The following is a 19050-nucleotide window of genomic DNA, read 5'->3' as shown; positions in this document are numbered from 1 at the left end:
TCATCACACCTTGTTTGAGGCTTGCCAGAAATGCACCGCAAGGCAAAAATACATACGGCGCGTATGTGAGAAAGCATGAGAACATACGCGCCGTATGTCAATCCACCTGTCAGTTGTGTGAGTGCCCGCCATGAGCCCGCGTCAACGCGTCGAGATGATCGAAGAAACCCGCAGCAAACTCATCGCCAGTGCCCGCCAGGCCTTTGGCAGCCTGGGTTATGCCAACACCTCGATGGACGAGCTGACGGCCGAGGCGGGCCTGACCCGGGGGGCCTTGTATCACCATTTCGGCGACAAGAAAGGCCTGCTGGCGGCGGTGGTGGAACAGCTCGACGCCGAGATGGACCAGCGCCTGGAGGCAATCTCGCGCGGCACCGACGATCTCTGGGCCGCCTTCGTCCAGCGCTGCCGCACTTACCTGGAAATGGCCCAGGAAGCGGAGATCCAGCGCATCGTCCTGCAGGATGCGCGCGCAGTACTCGGCGACCTGACCGAGGCCAGCGAGGAGCAGTGCGTGGCGTCCTTGAGCGCGCTGCTGGATGAGCTGATGCAGGCCGGCCTGGTGGTCAACGCCCCCAGCGAAGCCCTGGCGCGCCTGATCAACGGCAGCCTGCTCGACGCTTCGCTGTGGATCGCCCGGGATGAGCATCCGGGGCAACGATTGCAGCATGCACTGGCCGGGCTGGAGGCACTGCTGCAGGGCTTGCGGGTGCGCTGAGCCCCGGCGCCGGATGCTTGGCATCGGCCCCGCCCTCCTCCGGGATTTCGTAACCCCGGTGAACTCCTGCCCGCTCTTGCCAGTCAGCTGAACAGGCTCTCCGGTTAAGGTGCGTGCTCATGAACATCTCCCTGAACCAACAAGTCGCCCTGGTCACCGGCGCCAGTTCCGGCATCGGCGCCGCGGCGGCCACCGCCCTGGCCGCGGCCGGGGCCTCGGTGGTGCTCAATTACCATCGGCAGGCGGCGCCCGCGGAAAAGCTCGCCGCCGACATCAACGCCTGCGGCGGCCGGGCCATTGCCGTGGGCGCCGACATCTCCCAGGAAGACCAGGTCCAGCACCTGTTCGACAGGGCCCTGGAAGCCTTCGGTTTCCTCGACATCCTGGTGGCCAACTCGGGCCTGCAAAAAGACGCCGCCACGGTGGACATGACCCTGGAGGACTGGAACCAGGTGATCAGCGTCAACCTCACCGGCCAGTTCCTCTGCGCCCGCGCCGCCCTGCGCATTTTCAATCGCCAGGGCATCCGCACCGGTGTGTCGCGGGCCGCCGGCAAGATCATTCACATGAGCTCGGTGCATCAGCGGATTCCCTGGGCCGGGCACGTCAACTACGCGGCGTCCAAGGGCGGCGTGGACATGCTGATGCGCAGCCTGGCCCAGGAGGTCAGCCACCAGCGCATCCGCGTCAATGCCATTGCCCCGGGCGCGATCGCCACGCCGCTCAATCGCAAGGCCACCGAGGGCGCGGCCGAGCGCAAGCTGCTCGAGCTGATTCCCTACGGGCGCATCGGCGACGTCAAGGACGTGGCCAACGCCGTGGTCTGGCTGGCCAGCGATGCCTCCGACTACGTGCTCGGCAGCACCCTGGTGATCGATGGCGGCATGAGCCTGTACCCGGAGTTTCGCGACCATGGCTGACACTGAACGACAGGCGCCGATCGACGCCCACGGCATCATCGGCGACCTGCGCAGCGCCGCGCTGGTCAACGACAAGGGCAGCGTGGATTTTTTCTGCTGGCCGGAGTTCGACAGCCCGTCGATCTTCTGCTCGCTGCTCGACACCCCGGACGCCGGCATCTTCCAGCTGGCGCCGGACCTGCCCGACGCCCGCCGCGAACAGATCTACCTGCCGGACAGCAACGTGCTGCAGACCCGCTGGCTGAGCGAACGGGCCGTGGTCGAAGTCACCGATTTGCTGCCGATCGGCGACAGCGAGGATGACCTGCCACTGTTGATCCGCCGGGTGCGGGTGGTCAGCGGCCGCGCCACCCTGCGCCTGCGCTGCGCGGTGCGCCATGACTATGCCCGCGCCACCACCCGCGCGCGGCTGGACGGCGACGCCGTGTACTTCGAGGCCGAGCGGCAGCCGGGCCTGCGCCTAATCGCCAGCCAGCCCCTGCGCATCGACCGGCAGGCGGCGGTGGCCGAGTTCGAGCTGGAACAGGGGCAGAGCGCCGAATTCATGCTTGGCGGCATCGACGATCCGCGGCTGGCCACCGGTGGCAGCGGCCTGTGCCTGGAACGCACATTGAAGTTCTGGCGCGACTGGATCGGCCAGTCCAACTACCGCGGCCGCTGGCGCGAGATGGTCAACCGCTCGGCCCTGGCGCTGAAGCTGCTGACCTCGCGCAAGCACGGGGCGATCCTCGCCGCCGCCACCTTCGGCCTGCCGGAAACCCCGGGCGGCGAACGCAACTGGGATTACCGCTACACCTGGATCCGCGACGCGTCGTTCACCGTCTACGCCTTCATGCGCCTGGGCTTCGTCGCGGAGGCCAACGCCTATATGCGCTGGCTGCGCGGGCGGGTCAGCGACTGCCGCGGCCAGCCGGCCAAGCTGAATATCCTGTACGCCATCGACGGTCGCCAGCAGCTGCCGGAAACCCGGTTGCCGCACCTGTCCGGGCATGGCGGCGCGACGCCGGTGCGTATCGGCAACCAGGCCTATGAACAGGTCCAACTGGACATCTTCGGCGAGCTGCTGGACGCGGTGTACCTGGTCAACAAATACGGCGAGGCGATTTCCCACGAAGGCTGGAAACACGTGGTGGACGTGGTGGATCAGGTCTGCAGCAGCTGGGACGGCGAGGATGTGGGCATCTGGGAAATGCGCGGCGAGCAGCATCACTTCCTGCATTCGCGGCTGATGTGCTGGGTCGCCCTGGACCGGGCCATCCGCCTCGCCTCGAAGCGCTCGCTGCCGGCGCCGTTCGCCCGCTGGGACCAGACCCGCCAGGCAATCTACGACGATATCTGGAGCAACTTCTGGAACGCGGAACGCGGGCATTTCGTCCAGTACCGGGGCGGCACCGCCCTGGACGGCTCGATGCTGCTGATGCCGCTGGTGCGCTTCGTCGGCGCCCGCGACCCGCGCTGGCTGGCGACCCTGGAAGCCATCGAGAGGACCCTGGTGCGCGACGGCATGGTCTACCGCTACCGCAATGAAGACAGCCAGATCGACGGCCTGGCCGGCACCGAAGGCGCATTCGCCGCCTGCTCGTTCTGGTACGTCGAATGCCTGGCCCGCGCCGGCCGGCTGGAGCAGGCCCACCTGGAATTCGAGCAACTGTTGCGCTACGCCAACCCGCTGGGGCTGTACGCCGAAGAGTTCGACAGCCATGCCCGGCACCTGGGCAACACCCCCCAGGCACTGACCCACCTGGCCTTGATCAGCGCCGCGAGTTTTCTCGATCGCCGGCTCAGTGGCGAGAAGATCCTCTGGCAGCCTTAACCCGCAATACGCCCCATCGCCTCACGCCTACGGAAGACAAGCCGTTCGCGGCAACGGCGGTTTGCGGGCAGAATAGGCCGCCCAGTTCCCTCAAGGATTCCCATGCGCCAGGTGCTGCTGATCATCGACGTGCAACCCTCGTTCAACCCGCCGGACTGGCTGGTGAACGGCATCAACGCCCTGCTCGGCCAGTTGCCCTCGGTGGCCACCGTCGAGCGCCATGACGAAAGTCGCACGCCCTTCGTCCGCCAGCTCGGCTGGTGCCCCGCCGCCGATGACCACAGCCTGGTCGCCGCCGACCGCATCTTCATCAAGCACGGCTACGCCCCCACGCCGGACACCATTGCCTACCTGCGCAGCCTGGCCCCGGACCGCGTGCTGGTCTGCGGCATCCAGACCGACACCTGCGTGCTCGCCGCCGGCTTCGCCCTGTTCGACGCCGGCCTGCAACCGACGCTGATCACCGACCTGACCGTAGGCTCGTCACTGGACCGCAGCGGGCAGTTGGGCGTGCGGTTGTGGCAGCACCATTTCAAGCACCTCACGACCAGCGCCGAGCTCGCCTTCCTGTAGCCGCTGACTGATGTCTGAAGCATTCGTCAGCCAGGGCAAAGCCCACGGACGAGGTCCTGGCGCGACACTGGCCAGGCATGCAGTTTGAGCTAAGGTTGCTGTTTTCCCTGTCGCCGGATCCGTCATGAACAGCTCGCTCTCTGTCCAGTACATCCAGACCCCGTCCCTGCGCATCGCCTACGAACACCACGGCCCCGCCGACGGCGAGCCGGTGATTCTGTTGCATGGTTTTCCCTACGACCCGCGCAGCTACGACGAGATCGCCCCCGAGCTGGCGGTGCGCGGCTATCGGGTGATAGTGCCGTACCTGCGCGGCTACGGCCCGACCCGTTTCGCCGGCCCGGACATCCTGCGCTCCGGGCAACAGGCGGCGCTGGCCCAGGACCTGCTGGACCTGATGGACGCCCTGGAGATCCCCCGGGCCGCCCTCGCCGGTTTCGACTGGGGCGGTCGCGCCGCCTGCATCGTCGCGGCCCTGTGGCCGGAGCGGGTGCGCTGCCTGGTGAGCGCCGACGGCTACAACATCCAGGACATTGCCCGCTCGACCCAGCCGCGACCGCCCGAGACCGAGCACCGGCTCTGGTATCAGTATTATTTCCACACCCAACGCGGGGTCGACGGCCTGACCGCCAACCGTCGCGAACTGTGCGCACTGTTGTGGCGACTGTGGTCGCCGACCTGGGATCGCGGCCAGGAACTCTATGGCCGGAGCGCGCCGTCGTTCGACAACCCGGACTTCGTCGAGGTGGTAATCCACTCCTACCGGCATCGCTTCATGTATGCGCCGGGCGACCCGAGCCTGGAACACATCGAGCAGGCCCTGGCGCAGCAGCCGCCGATCCGCGTGCCGACCCTCTCGTTGTGCGGCGGCGATGACGGGGTCGGCCCGGCGAGCGAAGAGGACGAAGACATCGGCCTGTTCACCGGCCCTTACCAGCGCCGGGTCTTGCCCGGGGTCGGCCACAACGTGCCGCAGGAAGCGCCGCACGCCACCTTGCAGGCATTGCTGGAACTACTGGAAGCCTGACTCCCCCTCCAGCGAAAAGCGCTCCCGATAGGCCTGCGGCGTCACGCCGACGACCCGCAGGAAGCTGCGGCGCAGGGTTTCTTCGCTGCCGAAGCCACACTGCACGGCGATGCGCTTGATCGCCACGCCGCTGTCGCCGAGCAGGCGCCGGGCGCTTTCCACGCGGATCTGCTCGATGGCCCGGGCCGGGGTCTGGCCGGTGTCGGCGCGGTAGTGGCGGACAAAGCTGCGTTCGCTCATGCCGGCCCGCTCGGCCAGGGCCGGGATGTTCAGGTCGCGACCGAGGTTTTCGGCGATCCAGGCGTGCAGGTCGTCGAAGCGGCTGCCCTGTTTTTGCAGGGCCAGTGTCGCGCTGAACTGCGACTGGCCGCCCGGGCGCTTGAGGAACACCACCAGTTGCCGGGCCACGTCCAGCGCCATGGCATGCCCCAGGTCCGCCTCCACCAGCGCCAGGGCCAGGTCGATACCGGCGGTGACGCCGGCCGAGGTCCACACCGGCCCCTCGTTGATGAAGATCGGGTTGGCTTCCACCCGCAGTTGCGGATATTGCCGCGCCAGTTGCTCGCAGCGGGTCCAGTGGGTGACCACCCGGCGCCCGTCGAGCCAGCCGCTGGCGGCCAGCAGGAACGCCCCGGTGCACACCGACGCCACCCGCCGCGCCTGCGCCGCCTGCTGGCGGACCCAGGCCACCAGCGCCGGATCTTCCGCCGCGGCGTACACACCCCAGCCGCCGGCGATGACCAGGGTGTCGCAAGGCGTGCCCGGCGCCGGCAAGGGCTCGGCCAGCAGCGTCAGCCCGGCCGAAGTGGTCACCGGCCCGTCGCCCGCGGCGATCACATTCACCGCGTAGGGCAGCGGCAGGCCTTTGTGCCGCGCCAGGTCGTTGGCCGAAGCAAACACCTGCAGCGGGCCCGTGACGTCGAGTACCTGGGCGTTGGCGAAAGTCAGTACATGAACGGTTCTGGCGGTCTGGGACATGATTGGCGTAAATCGTGGGCAGGTTGGCGTATTCGCCAAAGCCTAGGGCGCTAGAGTCGAACCGTCCAGCCACATAAGAGCGGACACCTTCGAACTTCTCCAGGGAGATACCCCATGACGCTGCAGATCGGTTTCCTGTTGTTCCCCAACGTCCAGCAACTCGACCTGACCGGCCCCTACGATGTGCTCGCGTCGCTGCCGGACGTGCAGGTGCATCTGGTCTGGAAGGCGCGCGGGCCGGTCACCGCCAGCACCGGCCTGGTGCTGCAGGCGACCACCAGCTTCGCCGATTGCCCGCCGCTGGACGTGATCTGCATCCCCGGTGGCGCCGGTGTCGGGCCGTTGATGGAAGACCCGCAGACCCTCGACTTCATCCGCCAGCAGGCGGAGCAGGCGCGTTATGTCACCTCGGTCTGCACCGGCTCCCTGGTGCTTGGCGCCGCCGGGCTGCTGCGGGGCAGGCGCGCCACCACCCATTGGGCCTACCACCATTTGCTGGAGGCGCTGGGGGCGATCGCGGTACAGGAACGCGTGGTGCGCGATGGCAACCTGTTGAGCGGTGGCGGGATTACCGCCGGGATCGATTTCGCCCTGACCCTTGCCGGCGAACTGTTCGGCGATGCAACGGCGCAGCGGGTCCAGCTGCAACTGGAATACGCCCCGGCTCCGCCGTTCGCGGCCGGTAGCCCAGAGACAGCGCCCAAAGCGGTGGTGGAACAAGCCCAGCGGCTCGCGGCGAACTCCATCCAGCAGCGCGGCGAGATCGTCGACAGGGTCGTGGCGCAGTGGCAGCAGGCCTGAGACGGCGCTTACAGAAGCTGAAGAAAGATGCGGACCAGGGCAACCTTATCGGCCAGCTGAGCCCTGGCCGCATCTTCGACGAACCGGCGTCAGGCCGGGACTGCTTGCTCACTGGCCTGTCGGAGGTAGTCGATCGCCTGCTGCACGGTCTGCAGGCCATCGGCTGCGTCGTCCGGGATCGTGAGGTCGAACTCGGCCTCCAGGGCCGACACCAGTTCCACCCGGGCCAACGAGTCTGCTCCCAGGTTCTCGACGAACGAGTCCTGGTTGCCGATCTGCGCCAGGTCGACGGCCAGTTCGCTCGCCACCACTCTTTTCACGCGTTGTTCGAGGGTTTCCATATTCATTCCCTTGCAGTTGGATGCGTACCACGAAACAGTGGCCGACCCGCGCCGGCCACCGGGTTCTTGCGCCTTGGCGAGGCGCCTCAGACCACCGTCAGGTGCATGAAGCCGCCGGAGAAGCGCCCGCTTTCCGGGACGAAACACAGCACGCGCTGCCCCTTGTGCAGGCGTCCGGACTCCAGCAGCTCGTGGATCATGATGTAGATCGACGCCGAGCCGGTGTTGCCGCGCTCGGACAGGTTGGTGAACCAGCGCTCCTGGGGAATCGCCAGTTCGGTGTTTTCCAGGCACTCGGCAATCGGCTTGCGAAAGTATTCCGATGACATGTGCGGCAGGAACCAGTCGATGGCCTCGGGCGACAGGTTGCGCTTGATCATCACCTCCTTGAGCGGCTTGCCGAGGGTGTACTTCACCACGTTCTCGTTCAGCAGCCGCACGTCCTGCTTGATCGCGAAGATTGAGCGCGAGGCCCACTCCTCCGGGGTCAACAGCTTCCAGCCGATCAGGCTGTCGTCCTCGGCCTTTTCCGCGCCGGCGTACATGCAGGTCGGCAATTCGTTGGCGTAGGAAAAGATGTCGATCCAGTCGATGCGCAGCGACAGGCCGCCGGCCCGTGGCTGGTTCTCGAGCAGGAAGGCCCCGGCCCCGTCGGACAGCATCCAGCGCAGGAAATCCTTATCGAAGGCGATTTCCGGGCGGGCTACCATCTGCGCCACCAGCGCCTCGTTTTCCGCATCGAAATTGCGCGCATGCAGCACCGGCGAGGGCACCTCCGAGGCGGTGGCCACGGCATTGCGGCTGGCCCCCGCAAGCACCGACAGGTAGGCATATTTCAGCGCGGTGAGGCCCGCCAGGCAGATGCCGGCGGTGGACACCACCTCACAAGGCTTGTTGCCCAGTTCGCCATGCACCATCACGCCATGGTTGGGCATCAACTGGTCCGGCATGGTGGTGCCGGTGGACAGGCATTCCATGGCGTCCAGGGTAAAGCCGTCACCCACCAGGCCCTTGATCGCCTCGGCGGTTATTTGCGCGTTAGTGAAACGGGGAATACCGGTCTGCGGGTCCAGCACATAATAGCGCTGCTTGATTCCGTTATTACGCAGCACTACTTGCCGAGACCGTGAAGGTCGCCCGCCTACATACCCGAGAATGCTCTCCATCGTATCGTTATCCACTGCCTCTCCCGGCATATAAGTGGATGTTTTCGTGATATAGACAAACAATTCACTCATGATGATTTCACCCTTCGGATTCAAGATTTAGTTGCGAACCGGACGGCTGTTCGTAATAACGCTGTAACTGATCGAGCCGCGTCCGGATAAAGGGATGAAGCAAACGGCGTAACACCAGTGAAACAGGCAGGACAGTCAAGATGACCAACAATAGATAAACGATGAACAGGCACAGCAAGAGTCGCCGTAGCCATTGCCCATACTTGCCGAAACGGCAAATTATTCCCGACCAGAACTTGAAGCCTCTATAGGCCGCCCGCTCGCTGAGTATCAGCCCGGGGTTGACGGTCGCCGCCCCCAGCCCTGCCAGCATCGGCCCGTCGGCTTGCTCTTTATTGGCCTGCAGGGCGGCATTCAATGCCCGCCCGAAACGTGCGGCGCCCTGGATATCCTCGGCGCTGATCCCGGCCTTGGGCAGGCCGAGGAATGACTCGCGGCTGCCGGTGAACATCCAGCGCGGCGTGGTAATCAGGGTGGCGAAGGTGTTGGCCCGGTCGGTCAGCACCACGTTGTCGAGCAACCGCGCGCCGGCCTCGTGCAGCAGGCGCTTGACCGCCTCCTGGGCCATCAGCCACATGTTGCGGCAGGCGATCACCGTGACCACCGGGCGCCCGGCCAGCAGGCGCTTGCCTTGCGCGCTCTGGAGAAACGCGGTGATCAGCGGCGACGGCGACAGGTACCAGACCTGATACGCCAGGATCACCAGGTCGAAGGGCCCGGGATGATCGGTATGCAGCGGTTCGATGGCTGGCGGGCTGAGCTGTACGGTCTCGGGAAACACGTCGAAAAACCGGCCCACCGGCCAGGGAAACGGATAGGCGACCCGGGGCTTGAGCACCATCTCATGCACCTTGACCTCCCGCGTCGAACGCAGGGGCGAGATCAGGCTTTCGACTACGTCGTTCAACTGACCGCTTTGCGAATAACGAACCACAAGAACATGTTTCATAAGTGCGGGGACCTTTGGCTTTTCAACCACACAGACACGCCAGAGATTCACTTGAATGTGAACTTCAGCATAAAAGGCAGTTTTTATAAGTTGGGCACGACGAGAAAGACGCGCACTGTATTCGTGGCTGGTCGAACTTAAAAAACAAAACATGCTGCACGACAAAAACAGCAGCACCCGGAGCAGCGGCCTGGTGACGAACTGAACCCGGAAATCGCCCACCCCGCATGACAAATACTTTCTGCCTGTTTTTGACAGAAAGAACCTGTAGTGGGACAGAACCCGTCTTCTGGTTGAAACTCTATCTGCAATCGGACGCTTGTAAACCTACCAACTCTGGTAGGCCCTTCGCGCTACCCAACGGACGAACTTACATGCTCTTATCGGAACTTTTTTAATCTAAGCAGGGCACATTCAATACTGGCTACTGGCCTTAATCAAAAAGTTTTCCCGCTAATGTCCGGGCAGCTTCTACACTCTGGCCCAGCCTTCCCTCAGGAGCCTTGCCATGCACAAGACTTACACCGGCAGTTGTCATTGCGGTGCAGTGCGCTATGAAGCCGAGATCGACTTGAGCCAGGGCACCCACAAGTGCAATTGCTCGATCTGCAGCAAGACCCGCAACTGGAACGCGATCATCGCCCCCAAGGCCTTTCGCCTGCTCAGTGGCGAACAGGCGCTGAGCGACTATCGGTTCAACACCGGCAATACCCATCATCTGTTCTGCAAGCATTGCGGCGTACGCCCCTTCGGGCGCGGTCATGTGCAGGAGATCGGCGGCGACTATGTCGCGGTGCAAGTGATGACCCTGGATGACATCGACCTGCAGGAGCTGCTTGCGGCCCCGGTGCATTACGCCGATGGGCGCCATGACAACTGGGGCAACGTGCCGGAGGAAACCCGCCACCTCTAGCTTTTCCACAGGCGAAAAAAAACCCCGCCGAAGCGGGGTTTTTCAAGACCATTACGACATCCTGTCGCTGCATCCTTGCACATGGTCGGTCATCCATGACCCTGAGCGCGTCCTGCGCTGCAGTTGGTGGGTGAAGATTAAGCCTGTCGCCCAATCGGCAACAGGCGAGATAGCAGCCAGCGCATGTAAGCCTTTCGCCATAGATCGACCTGCCAAAACCCCTAGGCCGCGTCTTCCAGAGCATGGATGGCCAATTCCGCCACTTGCAGTTGGTGTTCCGCGCTGGGTATGTCGCCGTCCTCCAGGAACCAGGCGGCGGACAGCCCGGTATAGGCCAGCACCCATTGCCGCAGGCGCTTGCGCTCCAGCCCGGCGGCCTGGGCGATGACCTCGACCTGGCGGGTGAAGCGCCGCGGATCGCTGCTGGTCGCCAGGTCCGGGTTGCAGATCAGGTTGGCGAAATCAAAACCGCGCTCGCCCATGACCCGCTTGGGATCGATCACCAGCCAGCCGCGTTCCTCGAAGTCCAGCACATTGTCGTGATGGATATCGCCGTGCAGCACCACCTGTTCCCGAGGGGTAGCCAGCAGTTCATCGGCCGTGGCCAGGCAGCGCAGGAAAACCCCACCCTCGCGCCGGGCGGCCGGGCGCAGGGCCTTGAACCATTCCTGCAGGCTCAACAGCGGCGGCAAGGGCGTCGCGCGTGGCGCATGCAGGCGTGCCAGGTTGGCGCAGACGATCCGGCTGACCTCGTCGTCTTCGCCGGCCAGGGCCATCTGCATCAGCGAACGCCGGCCCATGGCCCGCTCCATCAACAAGCCATCGCCATGGTGCGCGTAGACCCGGGCGGCGCCCTCCCCGGCCCACCAGACCATCAGGCGGTTACCGTATTTTTCCTCGTCGTCGAGGGCGATCTTCAGCATCGCCGGCGCATCGTCCAGGCGCACCGGCAACACGTGGCTGCCAGGGGTGACGATGGGCGCGCCATCGACCTGCAGGTTCCAGCGTTTCAGGTAAAACTCGAACATCCGTGACTCTTTCCGTTATGACTCGACAAAGGCCTGCAATTGACCCAGGGCATGATCCCATTGCTGGCTGATCACCTCCAGCGAGCGCCGGGCCTCGGCCAGCCGGTCCGGTTCGAATGCCCACAGGCGCTCGCGCCCCAGCTTGGCGTCGCGCACCAGCCCGGCCTGCGCCAGCACCCGCAGATGCTTGGTCACCGCCTGGCGGCTGATGTCGGTGCCGAGGGTCAACTGGCTGATCGACAGGGCGCCGCCGCCACACAGAATGGCGACGAGCCGCAGGCGGGTCTCGTCGCCCAGTGCCGCGAAGATCATGGCCGAGCCGTCCAGCGATGCCGCCACTGGCAGCAGGGATGTGGAAGGGGTATCAGGGGCCAAGGTAGGTCTCGATATTGTTCATCTGCTCGTCCCAGCCGCGGCTGTTCATGCGAAACGCCTTGAGCCGCCGCTCGGGTGGAATGCCATCGAACCCCGACTCGACCACCCGCAGCAAGGTGCCGCCATCCAGGTCTTCGAGCTCGAATTGCACCAGGGTGCTGGGCTCGGCGCAATAGTCGACTCCAGGCTCCACCGCGTACGGGTGCCAGCTGAAGGCGAACAGGTGTTCGGGCTCCAACTGCTCCACCAGCACATCCCAGACCAGGTGTTCATACCCGGGATAGGTAATCTGCCCCCGGGTGCGTTGCCCGACGACAAAACGCTGGCCCGCGAGCGCCACGCCGAACCAGCTGCCGAACGCCTCGGCATCCGCCAGCGCGGCCCAGACACGAGAACGGGTTGCCTTGAGCAGGATCTTTCTTTCGATGCGATCTGATGAGTTCATGGGTCACCTCCAGTGATCACACCCTAGCTCGCCCTGGCAGAAGAGCAACCTTTAAGTTGCATTTTTTCGCAAAGACGGACACGCGGTCGTCGTCAGAGCTAGGATGCAGGCCAAAGAGCTGTCGCCAACCAGAACCGGGCGGCCCGCAAAACGTCCTTGATGCCCCCTTGATCGTCCATCGCGAGAATCAGCATGAACCCACGTATTTTCCTGGCCCTGGCGCCGCTGCTGCTGACCCCGCTGGCCCAGGCCGCCGACTGTGCCAATGCCAGCACCCAGACCGCCATGAACCAGTGCGCCGCCGAGCTGCACCAGGCGGCGGACAAGGAACTGAATACGCTCTACCAGCGCATCACCCAGCGCCTGAAGGACAACCCGGACGGCAAAAAGCTGCTGGTCGGCGCCCAGCGCGCCTGGGTGGCTTTTCGGGATGCGGAATGCGGGTTCGCCGCCTCCGGGGTGGCCGGTGGCAGCGTCTACCCGTTGATCTACAGCAACTGCACCACCGACCTGACCAAGGCCCGGGTCGAGGCGTTCAAGACCTACCTCAAGTGCCAGGAAGGCGACCTCGGCTGCCCGGTGCCGGGGAATTGAATCGGCGGCGATCTTTAGATTTTTCGCGAGCAAGCTCGCTCCTACAGGGCGTCGCCGTTCCTGTAGGAGCGAGCTTGCTCGCGATGGCTAGCGCTCGAACACCTGGGCCGTGGTGATCGCCATGTCCCCGCCCGGCAGCTTGATGCTGCCGATCTGCTTCAGGCTGTCGGCATCGAAGATCGCCACGTCGTTGAAGGTCCCGGCCAGGTAGATCTTGCTGCCCGCCTTGTTGAAGGAAATGCAGTAGTAGGAATGCTCCAGGGTGGCGGCCTGGAGCAGTTTTTTCTGCTTGATGTCGTACTTGGCCAGGCGGTTGAGCACGCCGAACATCAGGTTCGGGTCCTTCGGCGAGCGCATCCCACTGAAGTAGATTTCCGTCAGCGGGCCGAAGTCGGTGGTTTCGCTCTTGCCGGTTTTCAAGTCGATGCTGAACAGGCCGTACAGGTACTCGGCGCTGGCCGGGTCCTGTTGCTGGTCCTTGAACTTGGCGGCGGTGTAGAGCAGCGAGAAATCATGGCGCCAGGTCTGCTGGTTCCACACGTAGAGCACGTCCGGCGCGCTGTAGTTCGGGCGTTTCCAGTGGCGGCTGGGGATCAGTACATCGAACTTGCCGGTCTTGGCGTCGACCTTGTACACATCCGCCCCGGCCACATAGAGCGAGCCGTCGTCGCCGCTCTGCATGATGGTCAGCTGCCGTGGCGCCGGGAAGCTGCGCACCGGCTTGGCCTTGAGCCCGGCGTCGGTGGCGTAGACGTCCAGCCGCGGCTGCTTGACCTCATAGCGGTCGTTGAGCATCTGGGTCGGGTTGGCCACGGTGTACAGCTCCTTGCCATCGTGGCTGACGGTGAAGGCGAACATCGAGCGCGCCTTCTCCCCCGGCTGCTGGGTGATGCTGGCGTGGAACACCTGCTTGCAGCTGTCCAGCTCGACCCCGTAGACATCGGCGTAGTGGTTGTTCAGCACGTAGGCGACCTTGCGGTCCGGCGCCAGCTGCACGGTGCCGGGGCCGAAGGCGTCGGGCATCTTGCAGGTCTTGTACAGCGTGTCGCTGGCCAGGTCGATCACGTGCAGGTTATTCGGATAGTTGGTGGTGACCATGTATTCATGGCCGGCGTTGAGGGCCTTGTCACTGTTGTCATCGGCCAGGACGCTGAGGGAACAGGCCCCCAGGACGGCGGAAGCGGCCAGGCCGCAGGCATTGATCAAGCGCATGCTGGAATCCTTCTACTGACCGATTACTTGTCTTTAGGGAACACGGTGCCGAGGTTGCGCCAGTTCTCGTTGGAGGCCTGGGCGTCCTTGTTCCAGTCGGGGTAGGTGCTCATCATGTCCGGCACCTGGGCCGGCCACCAGCAAGGGTCGGAGCAACCGTAGAGGTCGGCCTCCATCGGCTGGCACAAGGACGACACGCCACCGAAGGCATCGATTTCCCAGCCCGGGTCGGTGGTCGAGGCACAACCGGCCACCGAACTCATGGCGACCACCTCTTCGATACGGTTCTCGTCGGCGGCCTGTTCCAGTTTCTGGGCTTTGTTATTGATCGGCTTGAGATGTTTCATGTCAGTGGGCCTTGCGCGGAGTGATGTAACTGCTGATGAACGCAGGGTTGCGGGCCATGATCCGGCTGTAGACCTCGATGCCGAAATCCACCCAGTCACGCATCAGTTCGCAATAGTGATAGGTCGGGTGCGCCGGGTCGCCGTAGCGGGCGTAGCTCTCGTGGTAGCAGCCGCCGGAGCACAGGTTGCGGATGCGACAGCTGTCGCAGCCGGTGTTGCTGCGGTCCAGGCGCTGGGACAGGAAGTCGTTGAGCTCCATCTGCTTCACCCCGCCCTCGCGCACGTTGCCGAAGGTTGGCAGCGATGAGCCGGTAAAGCGGTGGCACAGGTTCAGCTCGCCCTTGTGGTCCACCGCCAGCATCTTCAGGCCGGCGCCACAGGGCAGCGCCTTCTTGTGGCCTTCATGGATATCGGTGATCAGCTGGTGCAGGTTGGAGAAACCGATATTGCGATGCTCCAGGGCCGCCTCCAGGTAACGCCGGCCCAGGCGCTTCATGCTGGCGAAGACTTCGACCAGTTCCTCGCCTGTGAGGTTGAAGCTGCTGATATCGCCCGAGGTCACCGGGGCAAACCCGACTTCGGCGAAACCCAGTTCGTTGAACAGGTGATCCCAGATGGTTTCCACATCGGTGACCCCGGTGGTCAGGGTCACCCGCGCGCCGACCGGGCGGCTGTCGTAGCGCGCCAGCAGCATCTGCGCCTTGCGCCGCACCACGTCATAGGTGCCCTGCCCGCCCACGGTGATGCGGTTGCGGTCGTGCACGGTCTTCGGCCCGTCGATGCTCACCGACAAGCCAAAGCGGTGGGCATTCAGGTAGTCCACCGTTTCCTCGGTGAGCAGCGTGGCGTTGGTGGTCATGACGAACTCGACGAACTTGCCCGCCTCGCGAAAACGCTTCTCGCAGTAGTCGACCATATACTCGATCAGCTTGCGGTTGCTCAGCGGCTCGCCACCAAAAAACACCACGGTGAAACGCTCCTCGTCGGGGGATTCCCTGAGCAGCATTTCCACCGAGGCGATGGCCGTCTCGACGTCCATCTTCTTGCCCGCCGAGGGCTTGTCCAGGTCTTCCTTGTAGCAGTAGGTGCAACTCAGGTTGCAGCCGGTGTTGACGTTGAGCACCACGGTGTTGATCGCCGTGCGCTCGACCCGCTTGACGGTCCATTCCTCAGTCAGTGGCGAGCCGTCGCTGACCAGCTCCAGGGCGATCAGCTCGCGCAGGGTCTCGTTGATTTCCTCGCCGTCGTACTGGCTGGCCAGCCGCTGGATCAGCTCAGTGGAAGAGCAGCCCGGCCCGCGCAGGGCATCGATGATGCTGCCGGTCAAGGCATCGCTGGCGAACAGCGAACTGCTGGGGATATGGAACAGCATGCGGTCGGCATCGACCTGCACTTCGTGCAGGTTGCGTTCGACCAAATTCAAGATAGCGCCCATTGCAAACCTCCTGTGCCGGCCCCTTTTGGCGGGGGCCCGCGGTCATTCCGAAAGGGTGTCGTCAATCACGGACCGCGCCTTAGGGGATGGGTGGATTGTTCCAGCGTTGCACGGTGACGATCAGGTGGCCTGCGCCGGTCAGGGATTTCCCAGCGTCGTCGACGGCGGCGATCACCTTGAGGTTGCCGGCGTTGTTGGTGGACATCTTGCGCTGCGGGTTCGGCCCGGCATCGCCTGGAATGAACACGCCGCTGTCGGCCTGCATCTGGCCTGCGAACTTGACGTCCTCGTCTTCCCTGGCGCGCTCGTCGAAGGCCTCGACCTTCCACTGCGCCGGGAACACGCCGATGCGATACGGCTTGCCATCGGCGCCCTTGCCCCAGGCTTCGGCATCGAAACGGCCCTGGACTTTCGGCGTCGAACCGCCACCCTCGCCAATCCGCGCCACCGAGAACTCCGGCACCACCTTGACTTCAGAGATGCTGCTGTAGACCGACAGCGTCGGGCCTTTCAGCGTGCCGACGGTGACGTTGCGCAGGCCCGGTTGAGCATTGGCGGCCGCCTTGAGCCTGACCTTGATCCGCTCCGCGCTCTGCTCGATGACCTCGACCACTTCCACGCCTTTGCCAAAGCCCGGCTTGCCGGTGAGGCCGCTGCCGATCAGGGTGACTTCAGCTTCAGCACCGGCCTTCAGATAACCCGGCTGCACCGCCAGCAAACGGCTGCTGCCCTGTCTGGCAGCGACGAAGTCCAGGCCGCGCTCGTCGTGCTCGGCCTCGAACATCCGGCCCTGCAATGCATTGCCTTTGGCAGCGAACACCTGGCGCATGCTCACGCCGTCGATGCTGACATTGCCGCGCCATTCGTAGCCGCTGTAGAGGATCGCACTGCCCTCGCCGTTGAACGGGCTGCCGTCGGCGTACTGGCCCTTGATGCTGACCTTGAAGCTGTCGTTGCCATCGACAGCGACGCTCATCACCCCGGCCAGTTCGCCCTTGCCCGGCAGGTGACCGCTGAAGCTCCAGTCGCCCACCAGGGTCTCGGCCTTGGGCGCGCTAGCCAGCCATTGGGCCCAGGCCGGGTTGTCCAGCGGATAACGCTTGGCCAGCAGCGGCACCATCTCCTTGCGCGCCAGGTCGAACCAGTCGCGGTCGCGGGACAGTGCCTGGTATTCCAGGGACGGCCATTGGCCGAGGTGGAAGTTCACCAGGCGTTCCCACTCCTGGGCCGGACGCCGTTGCAGGGCGACCCGCGCGCCGGAGTGGCAGCGGCCGCACATCTGGCTGGTTGGTTCGTCGAACTTCTCCACCGTGTTCAGGCGCCGCTCCAGGGCGTAACGCACGCCGTCGGTTTCGCTCGGCGCCAGGCCCTGGGTGTCGGCCAGGTATTTGACCAGGGTGCGGCGATCGTCGTCGCTGATCTGCAGGCCATGCATGACCTGCATGCGGGCGATGCTCATCAACCAGCCTTCCGGGGTCTTGCGCTGGTGGCTGATGCGGCTCAGGCCGCCCGCCGTTTCCGGGGTATGGCAGCCCTGGCAGGTTTCTTTGAGGATGGCCTGGGCATCACGCGCCGCAAGGCTGGGAGGGGAGTGCAAGGCGGCGCAGACCGCCAGCGCCAGCAGGCCGCTGGACGTGCCTGCTCGGAGTGTTCTCTTGATCAAGGTCGGACCTCCACGGAGCTTTTTATTAGCGAGCTTTATTATTGTTGTGCGTCGTTTTTATGGTTTCTGCCATGCCCGGTGGCGCTGGGCACGGAGGCAAGAGAAACGGCTGGGTTGAGCAATACACGGAGCGTGCCAGCTTACAAATGATGTGTTTTATCAATGAGTTGCTGAAGTTCAAGGACACATCTCCCAGGCAACCGCCGGCCGACCGCGTTTAATTTCGCGACAACTGTTCCACTCTGAGACGAGACCCGCCTACACCCGCAAAAGCAGAGGAGTCTTGAGAGCTAAGCACAGGAAGGGAGAGATGGCTGGCGGCGGGACAGCATTCTGAATCACCCCGAGAAATGGCTGTGGCGCCCTCCTCGGCAGCTGCTACGATGCCTGGCTTAACCGCTTCAGCCCCCGGCCCTGACAGGAATCGCGCCATGCTCAATGCCCTGCTTTTCGATCTCGACGGCACCCTGACCGACACCGACCAATTGCACCTGCTGGCGTTGCAGCAGTTGTTGCTGGAGGAAGAGGGCCGGGTGTTCACCCATCAAGAGTTCGAGGCCCATGTCAGTGGCCAGGCCAACGCCAACATGTGCCGCTACCTGTTCCCGCAGCGCTCGGTGGCCGAGCACGAGGCTTTCGCCGACCGCAAGGAAGTGCGCTTTCGCCAGCTGTCGCCACGACTGACGCCGATGCCGGGCCTGCTGCGCCTGTTGGATTTCGCCCGGGAACGCGGCATCGGCGTCTGCGTGGTGACCAATGCGCCACGGGCCAATGCCGAGCACATGCTCGACGTGCTGGGGCTGGGCGATCGCTTCGACAGCGTGCTGGTGGCCGAGGAATTGCCGCGGGCCAAGCCCGACCCGCTGCCCTATCTCACCGGCCTGGAATGCCTGGGCGCCAGCGCCGAGGCCGGGATAGCCTTCGAGGACTCGATCCCCGGCCTGACCGCCGCGGTCGGGGCCGGGGTCTTCACCGTCGGCCTGGCCACCAGCCAGAGCCCCGAGGCGTTGCTGGCCGCTGGCGCGCATCTGGTGGTCGAGGATTTCAACGACCCGCGATTGTGGGCGGTGATCGAGCGGATGCTCGGCCCACGCTGAGACCGGGCACTGCCCGGTCCGATCGGCAAACCCAGAAATATCCCTAGGCTTTTTCAGTTGTGTCTGATGGTCCGGCGCGCGTTGGCTCTTGAAGATAGCGCCCCGCACGCCTGTCGTATCAAGGACCTTCATGAACGCCCTCACCTCCCTTTCCCTGCTGGCCCTGCTGGGCCTTGCAGCCAGCACGGGCCACGCCCAGGAAGACCTCGAACCGGCCCCGCCGGAAGCCACCAGCAGTTGCCTGACCCGGGGCGAAGCCATCAAGAGCAGCCTGGAAAAACTCCTGCCCGACCCTGAGCAGCGCCAACTGGCCGGCCTGCAACGGGCGCTGGAACCGCTCAGCGACTATTGCGACGGCCTGCACTTCGAGCACAACCCGCCCCTGCGCCAGGCCGAATACCAGGTGATATTGCGCCAGATGGAACTCGACGCCGCGCAGCGTTATGGCGACCCGCGCATCATCGACAAACGCAAGGCCCGGCTGACCCACGCCCTGCAAGTCCTGCAATACGCCCTTGGCGCCCACGGCAACTGAAGCGGTTTCTTGCCCGATAAGCTTCATCACCGGCTCGCTTCGGCGAGC

At 64.5% G+C, this 19050-nt stretch carries 21 protein-coding genes; 10 read left to right on the top strand and 11 right to left on the bottom strand.

The window, feature by feature from the left end; translation table 11 throughout:
* The first annotated feature begins 130 nt into the window (after positions 1-130).
* From AC07PQ_RS30535 to AC07PQ_RS30515, 5 genes are all read left to right on the top strand, one after another.
* Positions 131-718: a TetR/AcrR family transcriptional regulator gene (locus tag AC07PQ_RS30535; RefSeq protein ID WP_493184293.1), complete on the top strand. Its 588-nt coding sequence runs from the start codon at positions 131-133 to the stop codon at positions 716-718.
* Positions 719-837: 119 nt separating this feature from the next.
* Positions 838-1638 carry a glucose 1-dehydrogenase gene (locus tag AC07PQ_RS30530; RefSeq protein ID WP_053262027.1) on the top strand — a complete coding sequence of 267 codons (801 nt, stop codon included), beginning with the start codon at positions 838-840 and terminating at the stop codon, positions 1636-1638.
* Positions 1631-3451 (top strand): glycoside hydrolase family 15 protein, encoded by a 1821-nt coding sequence (locus tag AC07PQ_RS30525; protein ID WP_493184292.1) that lies wholly within the window; start codon positions 1631-1633, stop codon positions 3449-3451. The genes AC07PQ_RS30530 and AC07PQ_RS30525 overlap by 8 nt, the downstream gene beginning before the upstream one ends.
* A 102-nt stretch (positions 3452-3553) precedes the next feature.
* A complete protein-coding gene (locus tag AC07PQ_RS30520; protein ID WP_493184291.1) occupies positions 3554-4024 on the top strand; it encodes an isochorismatase family protein in 471 nt (156 codons plus the stop codon).
* A 124-nt stretch (positions 4025-4148) separates the two neighbouring features.
* Positions 4149-5051, top strand: coding sequence for an alpha/beta fold hydrolase (locus AC07PQ_RS30515; protein WP_493184290.1), 903 nt, complete (start codon positions 4149-4151; stop codon positions 5049-5051).
* On the opposite strand, the gene AC07PQ_RS30510 is transcribed toward AC07PQ_RS30515, so the two are convergent.
* Entirely contained in the window at positions 5037-6029 is a 993-nt protein-coding gene (locus AC07PQ_RS30510) for a GlxA family transcriptional regulator (RefSeq protein ID WP_493184289.1), read from the bottom strand. The genes AC07PQ_RS30515 and AC07PQ_RS30510 overlap by 15 nt on opposite strands.
* Positions 6030-6143: 114 nt before the next feature.
* Here AC07PQ_RS30510 and inhA point away from each other — a divergent pair, with 114 nt between their 5' ends.
* A complete protein-coding gene (gene inhA / locus AC07PQ_RS30505; RefSeq protein WP_007921933.1) occupies positions 6144-6830 on the top strand; it encodes an isonitrile hydratase in 687 nt (228 codons plus the stop codon).
* Between the two features lie 89 nt (positions 6831-6919).
* Here the strand turns inward: inhA and darC are convergent, their stop codons facing one another.
* The 3 genes from darC to darA form a co-directional block, all read right to left on the bottom strand.
* A complete protein-coding gene (darC, locus tag AC07PQ_RS30500; RefSeq protein WP_146021800.1) occupies positions 6920-7177 on the bottom strand; it encodes a 2-hexyl-5-propylresorcinol biosynthesis acyl carrier protein DarC in 258 nt (85 codons plus the stop codon).
* A gap of 80 nt (positions 7178-7257) precedes the next feature.
* Positions 7258-8409, bottom strand: a complete 1152-nt coding sequence (gene darB / locus AC07PQ_RS30495; RefSeq protein ID WP_493184288.1) for a beta-ketoacyl synthase DarB — start codon at positions 8407-8409, stop codon at positions 7258-7260.
* A 7-nt stretch (positions 8410-8416) separates the two neighbouring features.
* On the bottom strand, positions 8417-9358 hold the full coding sequence (darA, locus tag AC07PQ_RS30490) for a 2-hexyl, 5-propylresorcinol biosynthesis aromatase DarA (RefSeq protein WP_007921927.1): 942 nt from the start codon (positions 9356-9358) through the stop codon (positions 8417-8419).
* Between the two features lie 508 nt (positions 9359-9866).
* Here darA and AC07PQ_RS30485 point away from each other — a divergent pair.
* A complete protein-coding gene (locus tag AC07PQ_RS30485; RefSeq protein WP_007921926.1) occupies positions 9867-10271 on the top strand; it encodes a GFA family protein in 405 nt (134 codons plus the stop codon).
* A gap of 221 nt (positions 10272-10492) precedes the next feature.
* On the opposite strand, the gene AC07PQ_RS30480 is transcribed toward AC07PQ_RS30485, so the two are convergent.
* Genes AC07PQ_RS30480 through AC07PQ_RS30470 form a run of 3 tightly spaced genes read right to left on the bottom strand, consistent with a single transcriptional unit; the run spans position 10493 to position 12119 of the window.
* The gene (locus tag AC07PQ_RS30480) at positions 10493-11299 is read right to left on the bottom strand and encodes an aminoglycoside phosphotransferase family protein (protein WP_493184287.1); all 807 of its coding nucleotides are present in this window, start codon (positions 11297-11299) and stop codon (positions 10493-10495) included.
* A 15-nt stretch (positions 11300-11314) separates the two neighbouring features.
* Positions 11315-11674, bottom strand: coding sequence for an ArsR/SmtB family transcription factor (locus tag AC07PQ_RS30475; RefSeq protein ID WP_493184286.1), 360 nt, complete (start codon positions 11672-11674; stop codon positions 11315-11317).
* On the bottom strand, positions 11664-12119 hold the full coding sequence (locus AC07PQ_RS30470) for an SRPBCC family protein (RefSeq protein ID WP_007921895.1): 456 nt from the start codon (positions 12117-12119) through the stop codon (positions 11664-11666). Before AC07PQ_RS30470 ends, AC07PQ_RS30475 begins: the two co-directional genes overlap by 11 nt.
* Positions 12120-12311: 192 nt before the next feature.
* Between AC07PQ_RS30470 and AC07PQ_RS30465 the strand changes: the two genes are divergently transcribed.
* Entirely contained in the window at positions 12312-12713 is a 402-nt protein-coding gene (locus AC07PQ_RS30465; RefSeq protein ID WP_493184285.1) for a lysozyme inhibitor LprI family protein, read from the top strand.
* 87 nt (positions 12714-12800) lie between these two features.
* Here the strand turns inward: AC07PQ_RS30465 and peaD are convergent, their stop codons facing one another.
* From peaD to peaA, 4 genes are all read right to left on the bottom strand, one after another.
* On the bottom strand, positions 12801-13925 hold the full coding sequence (peaD, locus tag AC07PQ_RS30460; protein WP_493184284.1) for a quinohemoprotein amine dehydrogenase subunit beta: 1125 nt from the start codon (positions 13923-13925) through the stop codon (positions 12801-12803).
* A 23-nt stretch (positions 13926-13948) separates the two neighbouring features.
* Positions 13949-14272, bottom strand: a complete 324-nt coding sequence (qhpC, locus tag AC07PQ_RS30455; protein ID WP_007921889.1) for a quinohemoprotein amine dehydrogenase subunit gamma — start codon at positions 14270-14272, stop codon at positions 13949-13951.
* Between the two features lies 1 nt (position 14273).
* Entirely contained in the window at positions 14274-15707 is a 1434-nt protein-coding gene (gene peaB / locus AC07PQ_RS30450; protein WP_101338622.1) for a quinohemoprotein amine dehydrogenase maturation protein, read from the bottom strand.
* Between the two features lie 79 nt (positions 15708-15786).
* Positions 15787-17367: a quinohemoprotein amine dehydrogenase subunit alpha gene (gene peaA, locus AC07PQ_RS30445; protein ID WP_493184846.1), complete on the bottom strand. Its 1581-nt coding sequence runs from the start codon at positions 17365-17367 to the stop codon at positions 15787-15789.
* A gap of 434 nt (positions 17368-17801) precedes the next feature.
* Here peaA and AC07PQ_RS30440 point away from each other — a divergent pair, with 434 nt between their 5' ends.
* Positions 17802-18467, top strand: a complete 666-nt coding sequence (locus tag AC07PQ_RS30440; RefSeq protein WP_493184283.1) for an HAD family hydrolase — start codon at positions 17802-17804, stop codon at positions 18465-18467.
* Positions 18468-18597: 130 nt separating this feature from the next.
* Positions 18598-19002, top strand: a complete 405-nt coding sequence (locus AC07PQ_RS30435; protein WP_007921881.1) for a DUF1090 family protein — start codon at positions 18598-18600, stop codon at positions 19000-19002.
* The last annotated feature ends 48 nt before the right edge of the window (positions 19003-19050 follow it).

The organism is Pseudomonas sp. GW821-FHT09E12, assembly GCF_059416085.1.
The sequence above is the reverse complement of the archived record's forward strand: the minus strand, read 5'-3'. Positions and strand labels throughout refer to the sequence as shown.